At 62.4% G+C, this 17,186-nt stretch carries 16 protein-coding genes; 5 read left to right on the top strand and 11 right to left on the bottom strand.

What is annotated here, in order from left to right; genetic code table 11:
• Window positions 1–23: 23 nt before the first annotated feature.
• From ACFPN2_RS14410 to ACFPN2_RS14360, 11 genes are all read right to left on the bottom strand, one after another.
• Entirely contained in the window at window positions 24–560 is a 537-nt protein-coding gene (locus tag ACFPN2_RS14410; protein WP_380597648.1) for a F0F1 ATP synthase subunit delta, read from the bottom strand.
• 25 nt (window positions 561–585) lie between these two features.
• A complete protein-coding gene (locus ACFPN2_RS14405) occupies window positions 586–1,065 on the bottom strand; it encodes a F0F1 ATP synthase subunit B (protein ID WP_380597646.1) in 480 nt (159 codons plus the stop codon).
• Window positions 1,066–1,130: 65 nt separating this feature from the next.
• Window positions 1,131–1,406 (bottom strand): F0F1 ATP synthase subunit C, encoded by a 276-nt coding sequence (gene atpE, locus ACFPN2_RS14400; protein ID WP_116808431.1) that lies wholly within the window; start codon window positions 1,404–1,406, stop codon window positions 1,131–1,133.
• Between the two features lie 59 nt (window positions 1,407–1,465).
• Window positions 1,466–2,308: a F0F1 ATP synthase subunit A gene (atpB, locus tag ACFPN2_RS14395; RefSeq protein ID WP_380597644.1), complete on the bottom strand. Its 843-nt coding sequence runs from the start codon at window positions 2,306–2,308 to the stop codon at window positions 1,466–1,468.
• A 23-nt stretch (window positions 2,309–2,331) separates the two neighbouring features.
• Window positions 2,332–2,703 (bottom strand): ATP synthase subunit I, encoded by a 372-nt coding sequence (locus tag ACFPN2_RS14390; protein WP_380597642.1) that lies wholly within the window; start codon window positions 2,701–2,703, stop codon window positions 2,332–2,334.
• Between the two features lie 187 nt (window positions 2,704–2,890).
• Window positions 2,891–5,227, bottom strand: a complete 2,337-nt coding sequence (locus ACFPN2_RS14385) for a DUF5916 domain-containing protein (protein ID WP_380597640.1) — start codon at window positions 5,225–5,227, stop codon at window positions 2,891–2,893.
• Between the two features lie 91 nt (window positions 5,228–5,318).
• Window positions 5,319–6,257 (bottom strand): ParB/RepB/Spo0J family partition protein, encoded by a 939-nt coding sequence (locus tag ACFPN2_RS14380; RefSeq protein WP_380597638.1) that lies wholly within the window; start codon window positions 6,255–6,257, stop codon window positions 5,319–5,321.
• A gap of 18 nt (window positions 6,258–6,275) precedes the next feature.
• Window positions 6,276–7,085, bottom strand: coding sequence for a ParA family protein (locus ACFPN2_RS14375; RefSeq protein ID WP_380597636.1), 810 nt, complete (start codon window positions 7,083–7,085; stop codon window positions 6,276–6,278).
• A 97-nt stretch (window positions 7,086–7,182) separates the two neighbouring features.
• Window positions 7,183–7,815, bottom strand: a complete 633-nt coding sequence (gene rsmG / locus ACFPN2_RS14370; RefSeq protein WP_380597634.1) for a 16S rRNA (guanine(527)-N(7))-methyltransferase RsmG — start codon at window positions 7,813–7,815, stop codon at window positions 7,183–7,185.
• Between the two features lie 7 nt (window positions 7,816–7,822).
• The gene (locus ACFPN2_RS14365; protein ID WP_380597632.1) at window positions 7,823–8,815 is read right to left on the bottom strand and encodes an oxidoreductase; all 993 of its coding nucleotides are present in this window, start codon (window positions 8,813–8,815) and stop codon (window positions 7,823–7,825) included.
• 57 nt (window positions 8,816–8,872) lie between these two features.
• Complete coding sequence (locus ACFPN2_RS14360) at window positions 8,873–9,505, bottom strand: c-type cytochrome (RefSeq protein WP_380597630.1); 633 nt, start codon at window positions 9,503–9,505, stop codon at window positions 8,873–8,875.
• 161 nt (window positions 9,506–9,666) lie between these two features.
• On the opposite strand from ACFPN2_RS14360, the gene rpoZ reads away from it, so the two are divergent.
• The 5 genes from rpoZ to ubiA all read left to right on the top strand — a co-directional run bounded on the left by rpoZ (window position 9,667) and on the right by ubiA (window position 17,169).
• Window positions 9,667–9,957, top strand: a complete 291-nt coding sequence (gene rpoZ, locus ACFPN2_RS14355) for a DNA-directed RNA polymerase subunit omega (protein WP_380597628.1) — start codon at window positions 9,667–9,669, stop codon at window positions 9,955–9,957.
• 31 nt (window positions 9,958–9,988) lie between these two features.
• The gene (spoT, locus tag ACFPN2_RS14350) at window positions 9,989–12,160 is read left to right on the top strand and encodes a bifunctional GTP diphosphokinase/guanosine-3',5'-bis pyrophosphate 3'-pyrophosphohydrolase (RefSeq protein WP_380597626.1); all 2,172 of its coding nucleotides are present in this window, start codon (window positions 9,989–9,991) and stop codon (window positions 12,158–12,160) included.
• A gap of 36 nt (window positions 12,161–12,196) precedes the next feature.
• On the top strand, window positions 12,197–12,580 hold the full coding sequence (locus ACFPN2_RS14345) for a Rid family detoxifying hydrolase (protein WP_380597624.1): 384 nt from the start codon (window positions 12,197–12,199) through the stop codon (window positions 12,578–12,580).
• A gap of 62 nt (window positions 12,581–12,642) precedes the next feature.
• Window positions 12,643–14,778 carry an ATP-dependent DNA helicase RecG gene (gene recG, locus ACFPN2_RS14340; protein ID WP_380597622.1) on the top strand — a complete coding sequence of 712 codons (2,136 nt, stop codon included), beginning with the start codon at window positions 12,643–12,645 and terminating at the stop codon, window positions 14,776–14,778.
• 1,521 nt (window positions 14,779–16,299) lie between these two features.
• Window positions 16,300–17,169: a 4-hydroxybenzoate octaprenyltransferase gene (gene ubiA, locus ACFPN2_RS14335; protein ID WP_380600128.1), complete on the top strand. Its 870-nt coding sequence runs from the start codon at window positions 16,300–16,302 to the stop codon at window positions 17,167–17,169.
• Window positions 17,170–17,186: the final 17 nt, after the last annotated feature.

The following is a 17,186-nucleotide window of genomic DNA, read 5'->3' as shown; positions in this document are numbered from 1 at the left end:
ATTCTATGTTTGGGCCGGCGCGGTTAATGACTCATCTCGACCGCCAACCGGTCGAGGCGCGCCTTCAGCGATCCATCGATGACGAAATCGCCCGCGCGCACGATGGCGCCACCGATCAGCGATGCGTCGACTTCGACATGCAAGCGCACTTCGCGCTGCAAACGTTTCTTCAGGGCTGAGGCGAGGCGCTGTTTCTGCGCCTCGTCCAGTGCCACCGCCGAAATCACCTGCACGTCGGCGGTGTTCTCGGCTTCGGCCCGCAGTGCCTCGTACATCGAGGCGATTTCCGGCAAAAACGCCAGCCGGCGATTGCTGGCCAGCGTGGCTAGAAAACTGCGGGTCTGCTCGTCCAGATCGCCGCCGACGATGTCCGAGATCAAGCCGGAGAGTTGCTCCGGCGTGACCCGCGGGCTCGACAGCAGCCGGGCAACGCGCTCGTCCTGCACCACCGACGAGGCGGTTGCCAGCACCTTGGTCCAACGTTCCAGCGCGTTGTGTTGACGCGCCGATTCGAACGCGGCTTTGGCGTACGGGCGGGCGATGGTGGCTTTCTCGGCCATGAGTGCTCCGTTTTAGATGAGCGCGTTAACCGCGCTCGATCTCCAGCGCCAGCTTGTCGAGCAAGTCGGCGTGGGCCTTGGCATCGATCTCACGACCGAGCAGTTTGCTGGCACCGAACACCGCCAGAGAGGCGGCTTCGCGGCGCAGCTCTTCGCGGGCGCGGGTCGATTCCAACGCGGCTTCCTGACGGGCACCCGCGACCAGACGCTCGGCTTCCGCCGATGCGACGCCCCGGGCTTCCTCGGCCATTTCCACCGAGCGGCGATTGGCCTGTTCGACGATCTTCGAGGCACGCGCATGCGCTTCCTTGATGATGTCGTTGGCCGAGTTCTTGGCTTCCGCCAAGCTCTTCTCGCCTTTCTCGGCAGCCGCGAGACCCTCGGCAATCTTCTTCTGCCGATCCTCGATCGCCGCGATGATGTTCGGCCAGCCGAACTTCATGACCAGCCAGGCCACCGCGAAGAACGCGATACCCTGGACGACGATGGTTATTGTGGGATCCATGCTTACTCCGATTCACTTACGGCAGCTGTGACACTGCCTGGGCGTCGATCGACTTGAACGGCGAATTAGCCGCCGAGCTGACCGATGAACGGGTTCGCGAAGATCAACAGCAGAGCGATAGCGACGCCGATGATGGGAATCGCGTCCAGCAAGCCGGCGACGATGAACATCTTCGTCTGCAGCATGCCGGTCAGCTCCGGCTGGCGAGCCGAGCCTTCCAGGAACTTGCCGCCGAGCAACGCGAAGCCGATCGCGGTGCCGAGCGCGCCGAGGCCGATGAGCAGACCCGCGGCAATCACGGTGAAGCTCATGACGTCGGCAATCTGAGTGATGTTCTCCATTTGAATCTCCGGTGCGTGCAGAAAAACAGTCAGTTATTAATCGAACGATCGAAACGAAATCAGTGATGCTCGGCGGCCATGCTGAGGTACACGATGGTCAGCATCATGAAGATGAATGCTTGCAGCGTGATGATCAGGATATGGAACGCGGTCCAGACGAAGCCGGCCACGAACTGCAGCGGGGCCATGACATAGGTCATGCCGCTGGACAGGCTCGCACCGAGCGTCATGCAGGCGATCAGGATGAAGATCAGTTCGCCAGCATACATGTTGCCGAACAATCGCAGTGCCAGCGAAATCGGTCGCACCGCTTCTTCGATCAGGCGCAGCAGCAGGTTGGCCGGCGCCAGCAGGATCTTGCCGATGGTGTTCGGCGCGTGGAACGGCGCGGTCAGCATCTCGCCGAAGAACGTGCCGAGGCCTTTGTGCTTCACGCCGAAATACTGGATCAGCAGGAACACGGTCAGCGACATGGCCAGCGTGGTGTTGAGATCGGCGGTCGGCACGACGCGCAGGTAAGGAATGTGCGCGGCGCCAGCGGCGGCCGGCAGCCAGTCCACCGGGATCATGTCCAGGAAGTTCATCAGGAACGTCAGGCAGAAGATGGTCAGCGCCAGCGGCGCGATCAGCTTGCTCTTGCCATGGAAGGTTTCTTTCACCGAGGTGTCGACGAACTCGACGATCATCTCGATGAAGCATTGGAATTTGCCGGGAACGCCGGTGGTCGCGCGACGCGCCACGCGCAGGAACAGGTACAGGAAAATAGCCGCGCACAGCAGCTTGAAGAAGATGCTGTCCAGATGCAGCACCCAGAACCGGCCTTCACCGACCGGCATCTCCAAATGATGGAGATGGTGCTTGATGTAATCGGTCATGGTCTCCGGACCACCATGCTCAGCCATCAACCCCACCTCACCTAAAACGACTATTTGAAGATTCCCATCGCAACCCAGAACCCGCACTGACTGGCCACCAGGCCGATCAGCAGGGGCAGCGGTTCCATGCCGCCGCGGGTCAATGCCAGCGCAAATGCGCCGACCACCCAAATCCACTTCAACACTTCACCCGCGAAGAACCCGCGCGCCGCGCTGGCCGCCGGCCAGTTTGTGGCGAACAAGCGCCATGCGAACACGAGGGTCCCCAACGCGATGATCAGACCGCCCACGACCGCCGAGCGGGCCGCGTTCCAGCCACTCGACATCAAGAACACGAGTGCTGCCAGACCCGTGCATGCCAGCTGTATCGCGGCGAATTTCAACGCCAGGCGCTTGCCGCGCACGCGCACGGTATCAGACACGTATTGGATTACCGCCCGGCTGGAAACGGCGCCGAATTATACGCAGCGTTTTGCAGTGCTACAAGGAAGATGCAGCCTGTCTTTTCGCGAATTATGACTATTGGCTTGCGTTGTCGCCGTGCGGTGGTGCTTTTTGTTACTGAAGTCTTGACTTCAGCGGCCACACTCGGAACAGGTCACGCCAGATTTACAACTTGTATCGGAGCTTGATCAGGAACTGATCCGCGTCCCGCACATCGGTCATATCGCGAAACAACTCGCTCACGCCGCGCTCATCATCGTCGATGAAATTGTAACCGCCGCGCGCGTAAACCAGAAACAGCTCGGACATGGGACCAATCTCGTACCGATAACGGATCTGCAGACCGAGATTGTTGACGGTGAAGGGCGCGACCGGCTCGCTCGTGGCCAACAGGTTGCCGGCCGGATCTGTGCGATATGCGCGCCGAAGTTCGGCATCGATGCCGATCCATTGCCATTTCACCCGCAACTCGTGGCGCGGCGCGGGAATCCAGTCCAGGCGGAAGTCATAGTCGAGTCGCTCGGCGCGATAGGAGCCGAACAGATTGCCCTCTTCCCACAGCAGCCAGTCCGAGGAGTACTGCGGCAACAGATCCAGGCGCAAGGTCAGCTTCTCAGTCGGATACCAGGCGGCCAGGAATTGCACCCAGCCTGAATATTCCTTGACGCCCTGCTGGAACGCATACAGGCCCAATGTGAATTGCCAGTCGCCATAGCGCGGCGTGGTGATGTCCATGTAGGCGGACACGCGATCGTCCAGACGCACCGGTCCGTTGCCGCGTGAAAGCAAATCGTCCACGCCGCTGGTGACGTAGCGCAATTCCTCGAAGGCCTTCCACGAGCTCGCATAACTCACATCGCGCGACAACGCGAAGCGCGATTGCAAACGTTGCCCGTCGGTGTTCTCACGGTAGAACGTGTAGAGCCGCTGCGTTTCACCGCTCACACGGCCACCATCGCTAGCCACCCGATAGTTCGTTTCCCACTCCACCTGCTTGAGCGCGTTGCGCTCCATGTAACCGAGATCGTTCATGTCGAACGTGTCGTCGATGTACAGCAGCTTCAACGTATGTGTCAGCGGCGAGCTGCGATTGAAGTCCGCTTGCAGCCACGACTCATAACCGTGCGTGTTGACTTCGGCGCGACGCACTTCGGTGCCGCGCGCCAGAGTCATGTCCATGAGATTCACACCGCTCGTGCCGATATCGGAGCGAATGACTTGACCGCTGATGCGCCAGTCCTCGCTCGGCGCGAGCTCATAGTCGACGGCATTCACCAGCGCGTCGCGATCCAGAGCGGGTCGATCCGCCCAGGTGCCGAGATAGCCGACGCGCGCATGTTCCATTGGCAAAGCAACGCGAGTCGCCGCGAACAGGCGACCGGGGCCGTTGCGATATTCGTCTTCCTGCGCGACGAATCCGCCATAGACCGCTTGGCCCGCCGTGCCGGTGAGCTTCAGCGCCGCATCGATATCCGATGAAGCGGTAACACCGTCGTCGCTGGCCGCACCGATGCGTCGCGTGTAAACGAGTTGTCCGTTCGCCGGCGTGCGCAGATCGAAGATGCCCTGGTTCTCGGTGAAGAACGGCCGCTTGTCGGTGAACACGGTCTCGACGGCGGAGAAATCCACCACCAGCTCGTCGCTCTCGACCTGGCCGAAGTCGGGATTGAGCGTCGCCGACAGCCACAGGTTCGGCGACGCTTTCCAATTGATGTCGGCCCCGGCTTTGAAGCGCGTGTGCTCGTCGATGAAATCGGAGATCGCGGTTCCGTACGGCACGACATCCAGGTTCGTGACCGACGCGTGTTGTGAGATCTTCATGCGCTGGAAGTCGGAGAGAAACACCGCCGCGTCGCTGGTGATGCCGGGGCAGGAATACCGCTCGCCGCGATCGAACAGATAGCGCGTGCCATACACACCGATGGTGCGTGTGTCGGCCCGCGAATCGCGCATGCTGATACTGGACCAGGGAATGAAAATCTCGACGAACCATTGCTGATCGGTTTCGTACACGGCGTGCTGCCAGGCGCCGTCCCAGTCGCGATCGAACTTGTTTTGATTGGTGATCAGGCCGTCGCGAATGCCGCCGCCCAGGCCGACGGTGAATTCGTAGCCGATCTGCGCGTTGGCATCGAAGTCCACCATCAGCGAGATGGTGTCGCCGATCAAGCGCTCCGAATCGCGCGGCGTACGCGGCTTGATCCGTCGCTCGCTGGGCGGCTGATCGAGAATGAAGGCCGCGGCCAGGCCACGCTCGGTGGAAAGAATGTGCAGCTCGTTACCGTAGCGGGGCTCATCGCGCGCGAACGGCAAGGTGCGTTGCCAGTCCTTGCACGTGATCGCGCTCTGCCACTCCGGCTCGTCGATGTGACCGTCGATGACGAGCTCGGCGTGCGCGGTCGTACCACAGATCGTGATAAATGCCAGCAGCAGCAACGCACACGAAATTGGAGCGGTCGAGGTGCGCGGCGCCGCGCTGTTCAGCACTGGCGCCGTTCGCATTTTGAACGGACCTCCCGCGAACAGACTTCCCTGAAGCGCCGAATCATGAACCTTACCTGGTACTGCGATGGCGGGCGTGCGAGGCGCCGGCCTAGCGGATGTGCTCGAGAATGCCGTCGAGCTCTTCCAGCGTATGGTAGCTGATCACCAGCTTGCCTTTGCCGGATGAGGCGTGCTGAACCTGCACCTTGGCCCCGAGCTTCTCGCTCAGGTCCGCCTCGAGCTTGCGGATGTTCGGATCGGGTCGCGACGCGGCCTCATGCGCGCCCGACGACGGCTGCGATGCCAGCCGTTTCACCAACGCCTCGGTCTCACGGACCGAGAGCTTCTGTTTCGCGACCTGCGCCGCCAGGTCCGCCTGCTGACGTTTGTTCTCGATGGTGAGCAACGCGCGGGCATGTCCCATATCGAGCTCGCGATGCTCCACCAGCCTGCTGGCGTCTTCGCCCAGTTCGAGCAGGCGCAACAGATTGCTCACCGCGGAGCGCGAACGACCGACCGCCTCGGCCGCCGTCGCATGCGTCATCTCGAATTCAGTGATCAGGCGCTGCAAGGCGCGGGCTTCTTCCAGCGGGTTCAGGTTTTCGCGCTGGATGTTTTCGATGAGCGCCATGGCGATGGCGGCTTCATCGGGCACCCGGCGAATGACCGCCGGAATCTCATGTAAGCCAGCGAGCTGCGCCGCGCGCCAGCGACGCTCGCCAGCAATGATCTCGTAGTGCTGCTCGGCCGCGTTCTCGGACGGATTGCTTGCGTATGAGCCATCGGCGTTGATCGGGCGCACGACGATCGGCTGCACCACGCCCTGCGCTTTGATCGAGTCGGCCAGCTCCTGCAATGTTTCCTGCCGCAGATCGATACGCGGCTGGTACTTGCCTCGCTGTAACAAGTCCACCGGCAGCTTGCGCAACTCCTCGTCGACCGGACGCAGCGCCGTCACCACGGCCGCGGCGGCAGGAGAAGCGGTAGCGGCGGGCTGCCCTAGCAGGGCACCGAGCCCCCGGCTGAGACGGGGTTGTTTATTCGCCATGGTTGTCATGGTTCGTCACTATGACGCGACCGCGTCGGCCGCGGGCGGCGCCACGTTGAATGTTTCTTCCTCTCGACGAATCATTTCGCCGGCCAGCGCCAGATAGGCGAGCGCGCCGCGCGACTCTTTATCGTAGTGCAATGCCGGTTTGCCGAAGCTGGGCGCTTCCGCGAGCCGCACGTTGCGGGGAATGATGGAGCGGAACACCTTGTCGCCAAAGTGCTCGATCAGCTGCGCCGACACTTCGTTCGCCAGATTGTTACGCGGGTCGTACATGGTGCGCAGGATGCCGCCGATCTCGAGTTTCGGATTGGGCCCGGCTTTGATCTGTTCGATCGTGTTGACCAAAGCGGTGAGCCCCTCCAGCGCGTAATACTCACATTGCATCGGAATCAGCACGCCTTCGGCCGCGACCAGCGCGTTCACCGTCAGCATGTTCAGCGCCGGCGGGCAATCGATCAGCACAATATCGAACTGCTCCATCACCGGCTGCAGCGCGTCCCTTAAGCGAGACTCGCAACCGGGCTTGCCCATCATCTCGACGTCGGCCGCGACCAGATCCTGGTTCGCGGGCATCACTTTGAAATCCGCGTAATCCACCGGGAGCATCGCGGAGGCCGCGTCGCTGTCACCGAGCAGCACGTCAGTCGTTGACCGCTCCACGGCGCGCTTGTCGATGCCGCAGCCCATGGTGGCATTGCCCTGCGGATCGATATCGATCAACAGCACGCGCCGCTTGGTCGCCGCCAGCGATGCGGCCAGATTGACGCTCGTCGTGGTCTTGCCGACGCCGCCTTTCTGGTTGGTGATGGCGAGAATGCGATGCATGGATAGTTGAATGGGACCAGTCCGTTAGTGAGTCACGCAATCGGCACAACGCTGAATCTGCAACTTAACTTTGGGCAGGAAGGCCAGGCCGCGGGCGTCAGAGCCGGTCGTGGCTGCGGCAGATTTCCACAAGATGCCGCTCTTCGTCCAGAGTGGGCACGTTAAGTCGATGGACCGCCGCGAGTTTCCAGCCGCTCGGCAGCTTGCCGAGCTCGGCCTCGGGGTGCCGGCCCTTCATCGCCAGCAGTCGCCCGCCGCCGACAACCAGATGACCGGCCCATTTGACGAATTGCTCTACCGGGCCGACCGCACGCGACAACACGATATCGAATCGCTGCGCCGGGCGGAAATTTTCCGCGCGAGTATGCACGGTTTGCACATTAGGCAACTCCAGCAACTGAGCGGTGTGATCAATGAACTTGAGCTTCTTGGCAGTCGAGTCCAGCAACACGAATTGCTTCGACGGATTCACGATCGCCAGCGGCATACCGGGAAAACCCGCGCCGGTGCCTACGTCGAGCACCCGCTCGCCCTGCACGAACGGCTGCACGGACAGGCTGTCCAGCAAATGCTTGGAGATCTGCGCGCTCCGCTCTTTGATCGCGGTCAAATTCATGCGCTGATTCCAATCGTCCAGCTCGTCGAGCAGGCGGATCAGCTGTTGCGCTTGGGCGCCGCTCAGCTCGATACCCAGCTGAGCCGCACCGGCAATGAGAGTGGGATCGCTCATACGCGGCTCAACCGGCAATGCGCACGACAGTGCGGCCAGTCACGCCCGCTTGCAGATAAGCGTCGAACGCGCCCGGTAACTGCTCGAACGGGATCGTGCTGGTCACGATGCTATCGAGATGGCGCGGCTTCAGATCGGTGCCGAGCCGCTGCCACACCTGCAAGCGCAGGGGCCGCGGCGTGTATACAGAGTTGATTCCGAGCAAGTTCACGCCGCGCAAGATGAACGGCATGACAGTGGTCTTCAGCTCGGGGCTCGCGGCCAGACCGATGCTGGCGATGTTGCCCCAGAACTTGACGGTGCGTGTCAGCCAGGTGAGCAACTCGCCACCGACGTTATCGATGGCGCCGGCGAATTGCGCTTCTTCCAACGGACGCGAGCCGGTGTTGATCTGATCTCGAAGCAACACGCGCGTGGCGCCGATCCGTTGCAAATAATCGACCGAAGCCTGCTTGCCTGTAACGGCAACGACCTTGTATCCGCGCGCAGCGAGCATGTCGACGGCGATACTGCCGACGCCACCGGTCGCGCCTGTTACAACGATCTCACCGCCCTCGGGCTGCTGTGCGTTCTGTTCCATGCGATGAATGGCGAGCGCGGCGGTGTAACCGGCGGTGCCAATCGCCATGGCCTGGAATTCATCCAATCCGGCGGGAATCGGCACGACCGAATCGCTCTTCAACCGGGCGTATTCAGCGTAGCCGCCATCGCGCGTTTCGGACAGCTCGCTGCCCGTGACCAATACTTTCTGGCCCGGCTGAAACTGCGGATCGCTGGAGGAGACCACTTCACCCGACAGGTCGATGCCGCCGACCAGCGGATAACGCCGCAGGATCTTGCCGGCGCCGGTCGCGGCGAGCGCATCTTTGTAGTTGATGGTGGAGTAGCGGACTTTGACGACCACTTCGCCAGCAGACAACTGCTCTAGGCCGAGCGTCTCCATTCGGGAGACGATCTTGCCGCTTTCCTGATGAATGCGAAACGCGCGAAAGCTCTGCATAAGTGGCGGCCTCCGCGCGCTCGTCAAATCGAAGTTATCAGCTGAGCAAGCTCGCGCTTACTCGGTCTCGCACTTGCCGGTCTTGCGGATCTGATCGGTCGTGCACAGCGCCTGCTGCTTGGAGAAGAACTCGGCGAGCGCTTCGAAATCCTTCTCGTCCACGCCGCTGATGATGCCGGCCATGATCGGGTTCTTGCGCTTGCCGCTCTTGTAGTCCTTGAGCGCATGCACGATGTAGTCGGCCGGCTGGCTGGCCAGCTTCGGGTAGTCCGGAGCGACCGTCTTGTTGCCGTCCGCGCCGTGGCAGGCGACGCAGGTCTGCGTGGCCGGCGGCGGCGTACCGACGACTTCCTTGCTCGGAATGCCGCCGTCCCCGTGCAGGAACGCGGCGATGTCGGCCTTCTCTTCGTCGGTCAGCGTCGCGGCCTGCGCGTGCATGGTGGGATGCGGACGCTCGCCCTTGGCGTAGGCGTTCAGCGCACTCACCAGGTACGCCTCGTTCTGGCCGCCCAGTTTCGGCACGCGGTAGTTGGGGTAGGCGTTCTTATAGTCCGGCACGCCGTGGCAGCCATGGCAGGTATAGGCCAGGACTTTGCCTTTGGCGGCGTCTGCCGCGCTCGCGGTCGACACGGACATAGCAGCAAGCAAGCCCAGACCGATGACCGTTACCGGGCTCAATCGAAACGTCATAACCCACTCTCTCCGCTTCTTACCGGCGTACTGTTGCCAGAAAATCTTAGGGACCCCGGCCGGCGGGGCGCGGTATGGTACCCGAAAGGACTGTTTCGGGCACTGCCTCGGGTATACTGCCCCTCAATCCCCCCAGATTTGCGTATTCGCCAGAGGTTTTCATGGCCCGTATTACCGTCGAAGACTCGCTCCACAACATCCCGAACCTGTTCCAGCTGGTGCTGGTGGCCGCCCGCCGCGCCCGCAAGCTGGCCAATGGCGCCGAGGCGACCGTGGAGTGGGAAAACGACAAACCGACGGTGGTCGCCCTGCGCGAAATCGCCGCCGGCCACATTGGTCCCGAGATCCTCGAGGAAGCCGAGCAGCGCCAGCAGCCGGAATTGATGCCCGAGCCGGACATGAACGGTATGTCGGGCGAGCTGCGCGCCCCTCATCTCGGCCTCGGAGATTGACGTCGCGCTGAAAAGTCCCCAGCTTTAGCTTATGGACTACGCGTCTTCCATCCTCAACCTGTTACCTACCGGAAGACGCTCGATAGGGGTCAACCAGCTGCTCAATAAGCTGGAGACCTACCTGCCCCCCGCGCAGGTCGACCGGATCCGCGACGCTTACGAATTCGGCGCCGAGGCCCACGAGGGCCAAAAGCGCCTGAGCGGCGAGCCTTACATCGCGCATCCGGTCGCTGTCGCTCACATCCTCGCCGACCTGCACATGGATGCGCCGACCATCGTCGCCGCCATCCTGCACGACGTGATCGAGGACACGCCCACCGCCAAAGACGATATCGCCGAGCGCTTCGGCGCCGATGTCGCGGAACTGGTCGATGGCGTCTCGAAGCTGGATCACATTCAGTTCCGCTCGCGGGCCGAGGCTCAGGCCGAAAGCTTCCGCAAGATGCTGCTCGCCATGGTCCGCGACATTCGCGTGATCATGGTCAAGCTCGCCGACCGCACGCACAACATGCGCACGCTCGGCTCCGTGCCGCCGGCGAAACGACGCACCGTCGCGCGCGAGACGCTTGAGATTTACGCGCCGATCGCCAATCGCCTCGGCATTCACACCGTGAAGTCGGAGCTGGAAGAGCTCGGCTTCAAAGCGTTGTACCCGGGCCGCCATCGCATCATCGAAAAGGCGCTGAAAAAAGCGCGCGGCAATCAGAAACAGTTCGTCGGCAAGATTGCCGACAACGTGCGCACCGCGCTCGAGAAGGCGCAGGTGAAGGGCCGCGTCGAAGGCCGCGAGAAACATCTCTACAGCATCTATCAGAAGATGCGCCGTAAGCGCGTGCCGCTCACGTCCATCGTCGATATGTTCGGCTTCCGCATCGTCGTGGACTCGATCGATACCTGTTATCGCGCGCTCGGTGTCGTGCACGGCTTGTATCGACCGATGCCGGGACGCTTCAAGGACTACATCGCGATCCCGCGCATCAACGGCTATCAGTCGCTGCATACGACCCTGTTCGGCCCGAACGGCATGCCCATTGAAGTGCAGATCCGCACTGAAGACATGCATCGCATCGCCGAGTCGGGCATCGCCGCGCATTGGCAATACAAATCGGGCGAGGATGGCGGCGACGCGGGTCGCGCCTATCGCGACCGTGCGAGCGAGTGGCTACAGCACCTGATGGAGATGCCTCACAGCGGCAACTCGGCCGAGGAATTCATGGAGAGCGTCAAGCTCGACCTGTTCCCGGACAAGGTGTACGTGTTCACGCCGCGCGGCGAGATTCGTCGCTTGCCGCGCAATGCTACGGCGGTCGACTTCGCGTATTCCGTGCACACGGACATCGGCAATCACTGCGTGGCCGCGAAAGTCGATCGACGCCTCGTGCCGCTGCGTACGCCGCTGCGTAACGGTCAGACTGTTGAGATCATCACCGCGAAGGGCGCGACGCCGAATCCCGCGTGGGTGAACTTCGTCGTGACCGCGAAGGCCCGCGCGGCCATTCGTCACTACTTGAAGGGCTTGAAGCACGGCGAGGCCATCGAGCTGGGCAAGCGCATGCTGAGTCAGGCGCTGCAGGATTTGTCGCTGGTGCTGAAGAAGATTCCCGAGGATCGACTGCAGGCGGTGGCCGCGGAGCTCAATCTCAAGACGCCCGACGAGTTGTTCGAGAAGATCGGCCTCGGCGAACGGTTGGCCGCGCTGGTCGCGCGCCGCTTGCTGCCCGCGGATGGCAGCCAACCCATCGAACCGACGACCCAAGCCGAACCGCTCGCGATCGCGGGCACCGAAGGCATGGTGGTCAGCTACGCCCGCTGCTGCTTCCCGATCCCGAACGATCCGATCATGGCCTATCTGTCGAGCGGCCGCGGCGTCGTGATCCATCGCGAGGCGTGCGGCAATCTGCGCAACTATCGCAAACAGCCGGACAAGTGGCTGACGGTCACGTGGCGCTCCGATGTGGATCGGCTGTTCAACGTCGAAGTGCGCATCGATGTGGCCAATCGTATGGGCGTGCTGGCGGCGATCGCCTCGAATATCGCCACCACCGAGACCAACATCGAGCACGTCGCGGTCGACGAGCGCGACGGCGACGCGTCGACGCTGATCTTCGACCTGCAAGTACGTAACCGTAAGCATCTGGCGCACGTGATCAAGAATCTGCGCAAGATGCCGGAAGTGCTCCGCGTGACTCGCGTCATCGCGTAACATCGTCGCTCCTCGTCAGCAACGGTTGGTTTCATCATGGCGCGCGAAATCATTTCGACCCCGAACGCTCCCAAAGCCATCGGCACCTATTCCCAGGCGGTGAAGGTCGGCAAGACCGTCTACGTGTCGGGCCAGATCGCGCTCGACCCGAAGACCGGCGAGCTGCAGAACAGCTCGATCGACGTGGAAATCCGTCGTGTGTTCGACAACCTGAAGGCGATCGTCACAGCGGCCGGCGGTAATTTCTCGCAGGTCACCCGCGCGACCGTGTTCATCCTCGACTTCGGGATCTTTCCGACGTTGAACAAGATCATGGCGGAGTATTTCGCTGAGCCTTATCCGTCTCGCGTTACTGTGCAGGTCGCGGCCCTGCCAAAGAATGCGAATGTTGAGATCGATTGCATCGTCGAGCTCGACTAAGCGCTTGCGTTAGTGACTCGCGGCGGCTGTCAGAAGCGTCAGCTGCCGTACACTTGCTGTGAATGACCTCTTCCTCCTCCAACAGCAAACGCCCGCCAGGCACTGATGTGCCGGCCGCGGCGGCGTCGCCGGAAATTCGTCCGGTCACGGCGCTGCGTGGTGTTGGCGATGCGCTGGCGGGCAAGCTGGCGAAGCTGGGCATCACGACGATTCAGGATCTGCTGTTCCTGCTCCCGCTGCGGTACGAAGACCGCACTCAGGTCATCCCTATCGGCTCTTTGAGTCACGGCGATCGCGCCGTGGTTGAAGGCGAAGTGCAGCTCGCTGAAATTGCCTTCCGCGGGCGGCGGCAGCTCTTGTGCCGAATCGGTGACGGCTCCGGCTGGCTCACCCTCCGTTTCTTCCACTTCAGCAACTCACAACACGAGCAAATGTCTCGTGGCACCCGACTGCGATGCTTTGGTGAAGTGAAACGCGGACCGAGCGGGCTCGAGATCATTCATCCGGAATACCGGCGCGTCGCCAGCGATGCAGTGGCGACGAATGAAGATGTGCTCACGCCCATCTATCCGTTGACCGAAGGCGTACAACAAGGCCGCCTCCGCCAACTCACCGCGATGGCTCTGCGCGAATTCGCGAATCGAAGTGTGCAGGACTGGGTGCCGCCGGCGGTGCTCGCGCAATTGGAACTGCCGCCCTTGAGAGAAGCGCTCCAATACGTGCATCGCCCGCCTCCGGATGCAGATCTGGAGTTGCTGGCCCTCGGCCAGCATCCGATGCAACGTCGTCTCGCCTTCGAAGAGCTGCTGGCCCATCAACTGAGCCTGCGACTGTTGCGACGTGAGATTCAGCGCGATCCTGGTTGGCAGTTTACCGTCGGCGAACCGCTGATCGATCGTTTCCTCAGCACGCTGCCCTTCAAACCCACGGGCGCGCAAACGCGGGCGTGGCGCGATATCGAGCGCGATCTTTCGCAATCGAGCCCGATGCTTCGCCTGGTTCAAGGCGACGTGGGTTGCGGCAAGACTTTGGTTGCGGCGATGGCGGCGTTGCGAGCGGTTGAAGCAGGTTTCCAAGTGGCGGTGATGGCGCCGACGGAATTGCTCGCCGAGCAACACGCTCGCAATTTCACGAACTGGCTGGAGCCCCTTGATCTCTATCCTGCCTTGATCACCGGCAAGCGCACGGCCGCGGCCCGGGCGAAGTCGTTGGCGGATCTGGCGTCGGGTGAAGTGAAGGTCGCGATCGGCACGCATGCGTTGTTTCAACAGGAAGTGGAGTTTCGACGCCTCGGCCTGGTCATCGTCGACGAGCAGCATCGCTTCGGCGTGCACCAACGTTTGTTACTACGGGAAAAAGGCCTCGCGTCGGGTCGATATCCGCATCAGCTCATCATGACCGCCACGCCGATTCCACGAACGCTGGCGATGACGGCTTACGCGGACTTGGATGTCTCTGTGATCGACGAGCTGCCGCCGGGCCGCACGCCGGTGAAGACGGTCGCGCTGCCGGAGAATCGGCGCGATGAAGTCGTGTTGAGAATCCGCGATGCGTGTCGACAGAAGCGGCAGGCGTATTGGGTGTGTCCACTCATCGAAGAGTCGGATCAGTTGGAGGCGCAGGCCGCCGAAGATACGGTCACCGCGCTGGCGGAGGCCTTGCAGGAATTGAAGGTCGGGCTGGTTCACGGCCGCATGTCATCGAAAGAGAAAGACGCGGTCATGGCGCGCTTCAAGGAAGGCGCGATCGATTTGCTGGTCGCGACCACGGTCATCGAAGTCGGCGTCGACGTGCCGAATGCGAGCTTGATGGTAATCGAGAATGCTGAACGCATGGGTTTGGCTCAGCTCCACCAACTGCGCGGCCGCGTCGGCCGCGGGGCGGCGGAAAGTACCTGTGTGCTGCTGTATCGAACGCCGCTGTCAGAAGTGGCCCGTGAGCGTTTGTCCGTCATGCGGGCCACTAACGATGGTTTCGAGATTTCCCGCCGCGACCTGGAGCTTCGCGGGCCCGGCGAGCTGCTGGGGACCAAGCAGACCGGGCTGATGCAGATGCGGGTTGCGGAACTGGTCCGCGATGCCGATTTGCTGCCGAAAGTTCAGGAAGTGGCGGAATTGATGCTCAGGGAAAATGAGGCCAACATAGCGCCGCTGTTACGTCGCTGGATTGGACAGGGCGAAAGGTTCGGGAAGGTTTAAACGGTTACGTTCGTGGCAGATTCACAAAACGCGCATCACCCGGATAAGACGCAGCCGCTGGACGCGATGCCAGCCGCGCCGAAGCCGCCTGCGCAAATGGATATGCTGAAGCCGGCCCCTGATGAGCCCAAGTACAGCCACGAGAAAACACAGCCGCTGCATATCATTCCGCCGACGTCGTTAGCGCCGCCCGTTGATGTCACACCTGCGCATCAGCCGGAGAAGACTCAGCCGATCCATGCGATGCCGCCGGCCTCGGCGGCGCACGACGCCGCGAAGGTGCCAGAGCCCTCTCCTTCAACGCCGCCGATTCAACCTAAGCGAACCTCCGAACTAACGCGTCCGCCCGCAACGCCGATTGCGACCGAGCCAGCACCAGTTCACAGCGAGGCAGCGAAATCACCCTCGCCGCCTGTCGCAACATCGCCGGCTCCGCATGTTGAAGCGGCCAAGTCGCCGCCCGTCTCCACGCCGTCGGCCACTCAGCCGAGCGCGAAGCCCTCAACGCCTCCCGCCGCGCCCACGCGCGTCGAGTCTGCGAAAACATCGAAGGCGTCGAGCGCAACGCCCTCTCGACCGCTGACGAGACCGCCCGCCTCGCCACCACCGGCGCCGCCATCGAGTACGCCTTCGTCATCGCACAACGAAGCCGCGAGGACTGCGGCGGCACCGCCGGCGCATACGGCTCCGTCATCTCACAACGACGCCGCAAAGGCGGCAGCGACGCCGCCGGCGCATACGGCTCCGTCATCTCATAACGACGCCGCGAAGGCGGCAGCGACGCCGCCGGCGCATACGGCTCCGTCATCTCATAACGACGCCGCAAAGGCGGCAGCGACGCCGCCGGCGCATACGGCTTCGTCATCTCACAACGACGCCGCAAAGGCGGCAGCGACACCGCCGGCGCATGCGGCTCCGTCATCTCACAACGACGCCGCAAAGGCGGCAGCGACACCGCCGGCGCATGCGGCATCGGCATCTAACAACGAACCGGTGAAGGCGCCAGCAACGCCAACGTACCCGGCGGCGGCGTCTCACAACGAACCGGCGAAGGCGGGAGCGACGCCGCCGGCGCACGCAGCATCGTCGGCGCATAGCGAGCCGGTGAAGTCAACGACGACGGTGCATGCGGCATCGGCGTCTCACAACGAAGCGGCGAAGACGGGAGCGACGACGCCGACGCACGCAGCATCGTCGGCGCATAGCGAGCCGGTGAAGGCAATGACGACGGCGCATGCGACATCGGCGTCTCACAACGAGCCGGTGAAGGCGCCGGCCACGATGTCATCGTCGACGCCGACGAAGTCGGCGCAGGCTGAGGCGGCGAAGACGGCAGTGCCGAAGGACTACGTGAAGACGGTGGCGATGATGGCAGCGTCGCCGTCGTCGGTCTCGACAGCAGCGACGGTCGCGCCGCCGGACATCGAGCAGCTTCAACCCAGTAAGCCAATGGCGCCGGTGCGCGATCGGTTTCGCTGGTTGGGTCACAAGATCGCGACCACTGCTTTCGTCGCCGAAGTCCTGCCGGGCGCGGCGAAGAAGTTGAATGCGTACGCTGCGCTGACGAGGCTGAATAAGCCGATCGGTATCTGGCTGCTGCTGTGGCCGGTGCTGTGGGCACTGTGGCTCTCGTCCGGGGGTAAGCCGGATCCGCACGTGTTCACCGTTTTCGTACTGGGCACCGTGCTCACCCGTTCCGCCGGCTGCGCCATCAACGACTACGCGGATCGAAACTTCGATGGTCACGTGAAACGAACCAAAGACCGTCCGTTAGTCACAGGCGCAGTGGACCCCATCGAAGCACTCGCGCTGTGCGCAGGGCTGGGCTTGATCGCGTTGGGCCTGGCGCTGACGTTGAATCAGCGCACGCAGCTGCTGACAATCGCGGGCGGCGTGCTCGTGCTCACCTATCCGTTCTTCAAACGTTTCTTCCCGCTGCCTCAGATGTATCTGGGCATCGCGTTCACCTGGTCCGTCCCGATGGCATTCACGGCGCAAACGGGCGAATGGCCGCCGCGCATGGCATGGGTGATGTTCATGGCGGGCCTGCTGTGGACCGTGGCGTACGACACGATGTACGCAATGGTGGATCGGGAGGACGACAAGAAGCTCGGCATCCGCTCGAGCGCCCTGCTGTTCGGCGACGCCGATCGATTCATCATCGGCATCATGCAGCTGATGACCTTGCTAGGCTTGTGGCTGATCGGACGCGAGCTGGAGCTGGGCCTGTGGTACGGACTGGGCCTGGCGTTCGCGGCGATGTTTGCTCTGTATGAGCAGCTGTTGATTCGCAAGCGCCGGCCCGAGGATTGTTTCAAGGCGTTCCTGAACAACAATTACTTCGGCATGTCGGTGTTCATCGGCATCCTGCTCGAATACACATTCAGATGATTAGTTGAGATGAACTC

This window comes from Steroidobacter flavus, from assembly GCF_042651805.1.
Lineage (GTDB): Bacteria > Pseudomonadota > Gammaproteobacteria > Steroidobacterales > Steroidobacteraceae > Steroidobacter > Steroidobacter flavus.
This window is presented reverse-complemented; position numbering and strand designations above follow the sequence as displayed.

What these genes read in the sequence shown, in the direction of transcription:
- rpoZ (WP_380597628.1), top strand. Translation starts at nt 9,667, where the DNA reads ATGGCCCGTATTACCGTCGAAGACTCGCTCCACAACATCCCGAACCTG.
- ACFPN2_RS14405 (WP_380597646.1), bottom strand. Translation starts at nt 1,065, where the DNA reads ATGGATCCCACAATAACCATCGTCGTCCAGGGTATCGCGTTCTTCGCG.
- rsmG (WP_380597634.1), bottom strand. Translation starts at nt 7,815, where the DNA reads ATGAGCGATCCCACTCTCATTGCCGGTGCGGCTCAGCTGGGTATCGAG.
- ACFPN2_RS14380 (WP_380597638.1), bottom strand. Translation starts at nt 6,257, where the DNA reads ATGGCGAATAAACAACCCCGTCTCAGCCGGGGGCTCGGTGCCCTGCTA.
- ACFPN2_RS14410 (WP_380597648.1), bottom strand. Translation starts at nt 560, where the DNA reads ATGGCCGAGAAAGCCACCATCGCCCGCCCGTACGCCAAAGCCGCGTTC.
- ACFPN2_RS14365 (WP_380597632.1), bottom strand. Translation starts at nt 8,815, where the DNA reads ATGCAGAGCTTTCGCGCGTTTCGCATTCATCAGGAAAGCGGCAAGATC.
- atpE (WP_116808431.1), bottom strand. Translation starts at nt 1,406, where the DNA reads ATGGAGAACATCACTCAGATTGCCGACGTCATGAGCTTCACCGTGATT.
- ACFPN2_RS14375 (WP_380597636.1), bottom strand. Translation starts at nt 7,085, where the DNA reads ATGCATCGCATTCTCGCCATCACCAACCAGAAAGGCGGCGTCGGCAAG.
- spoT (WP_380597626.1), top strand. Translation starts at nt 9,989, where the DNA reads ATGGACTACGCGTCTTCCATCCTCAACCTGTTACCTACCGGAAGACGC.
- recG (WP_380597622.1), top strand. Translation starts at nt 12,643, where the DNA reads ATGACCTCTTCCTCCTCCAACAGCAAACGCCCGCCAGGCACTGATGTG.
- ACFPN2_RS14360 (WP_380597630.1), bottom strand. Translation starts at nt 9,505, where the DNA reads ATGACGTTTCGATTGAGCCCGGTAACGGTCATCGGTCTGGGCTTGCTT.
- atpB (WP_380597644.1), bottom strand. Translation starts at nt 2,308, where the DNA reads ATGGCTGAGCATGGTGGTCCGGAGACCATGACCGATTACATCAAGCAC.
- ACFPN2_RS14385 (WP_380597640.1), bottom strand. Translation starts at nt 5,227, where the DNA reads ATGCGAACGGCGCCAGTGCTGAACAGCGCGGCGCCGCGCACCTCGACC.
- ACFPN2_RS14345 (WP_380597624.1), top strand. Translation starts at nt 12,197, where the DNA reads ATGGCGCGCGAAATCATTTCGACCCCGAACGCTCCCAAAGCCATCGGC.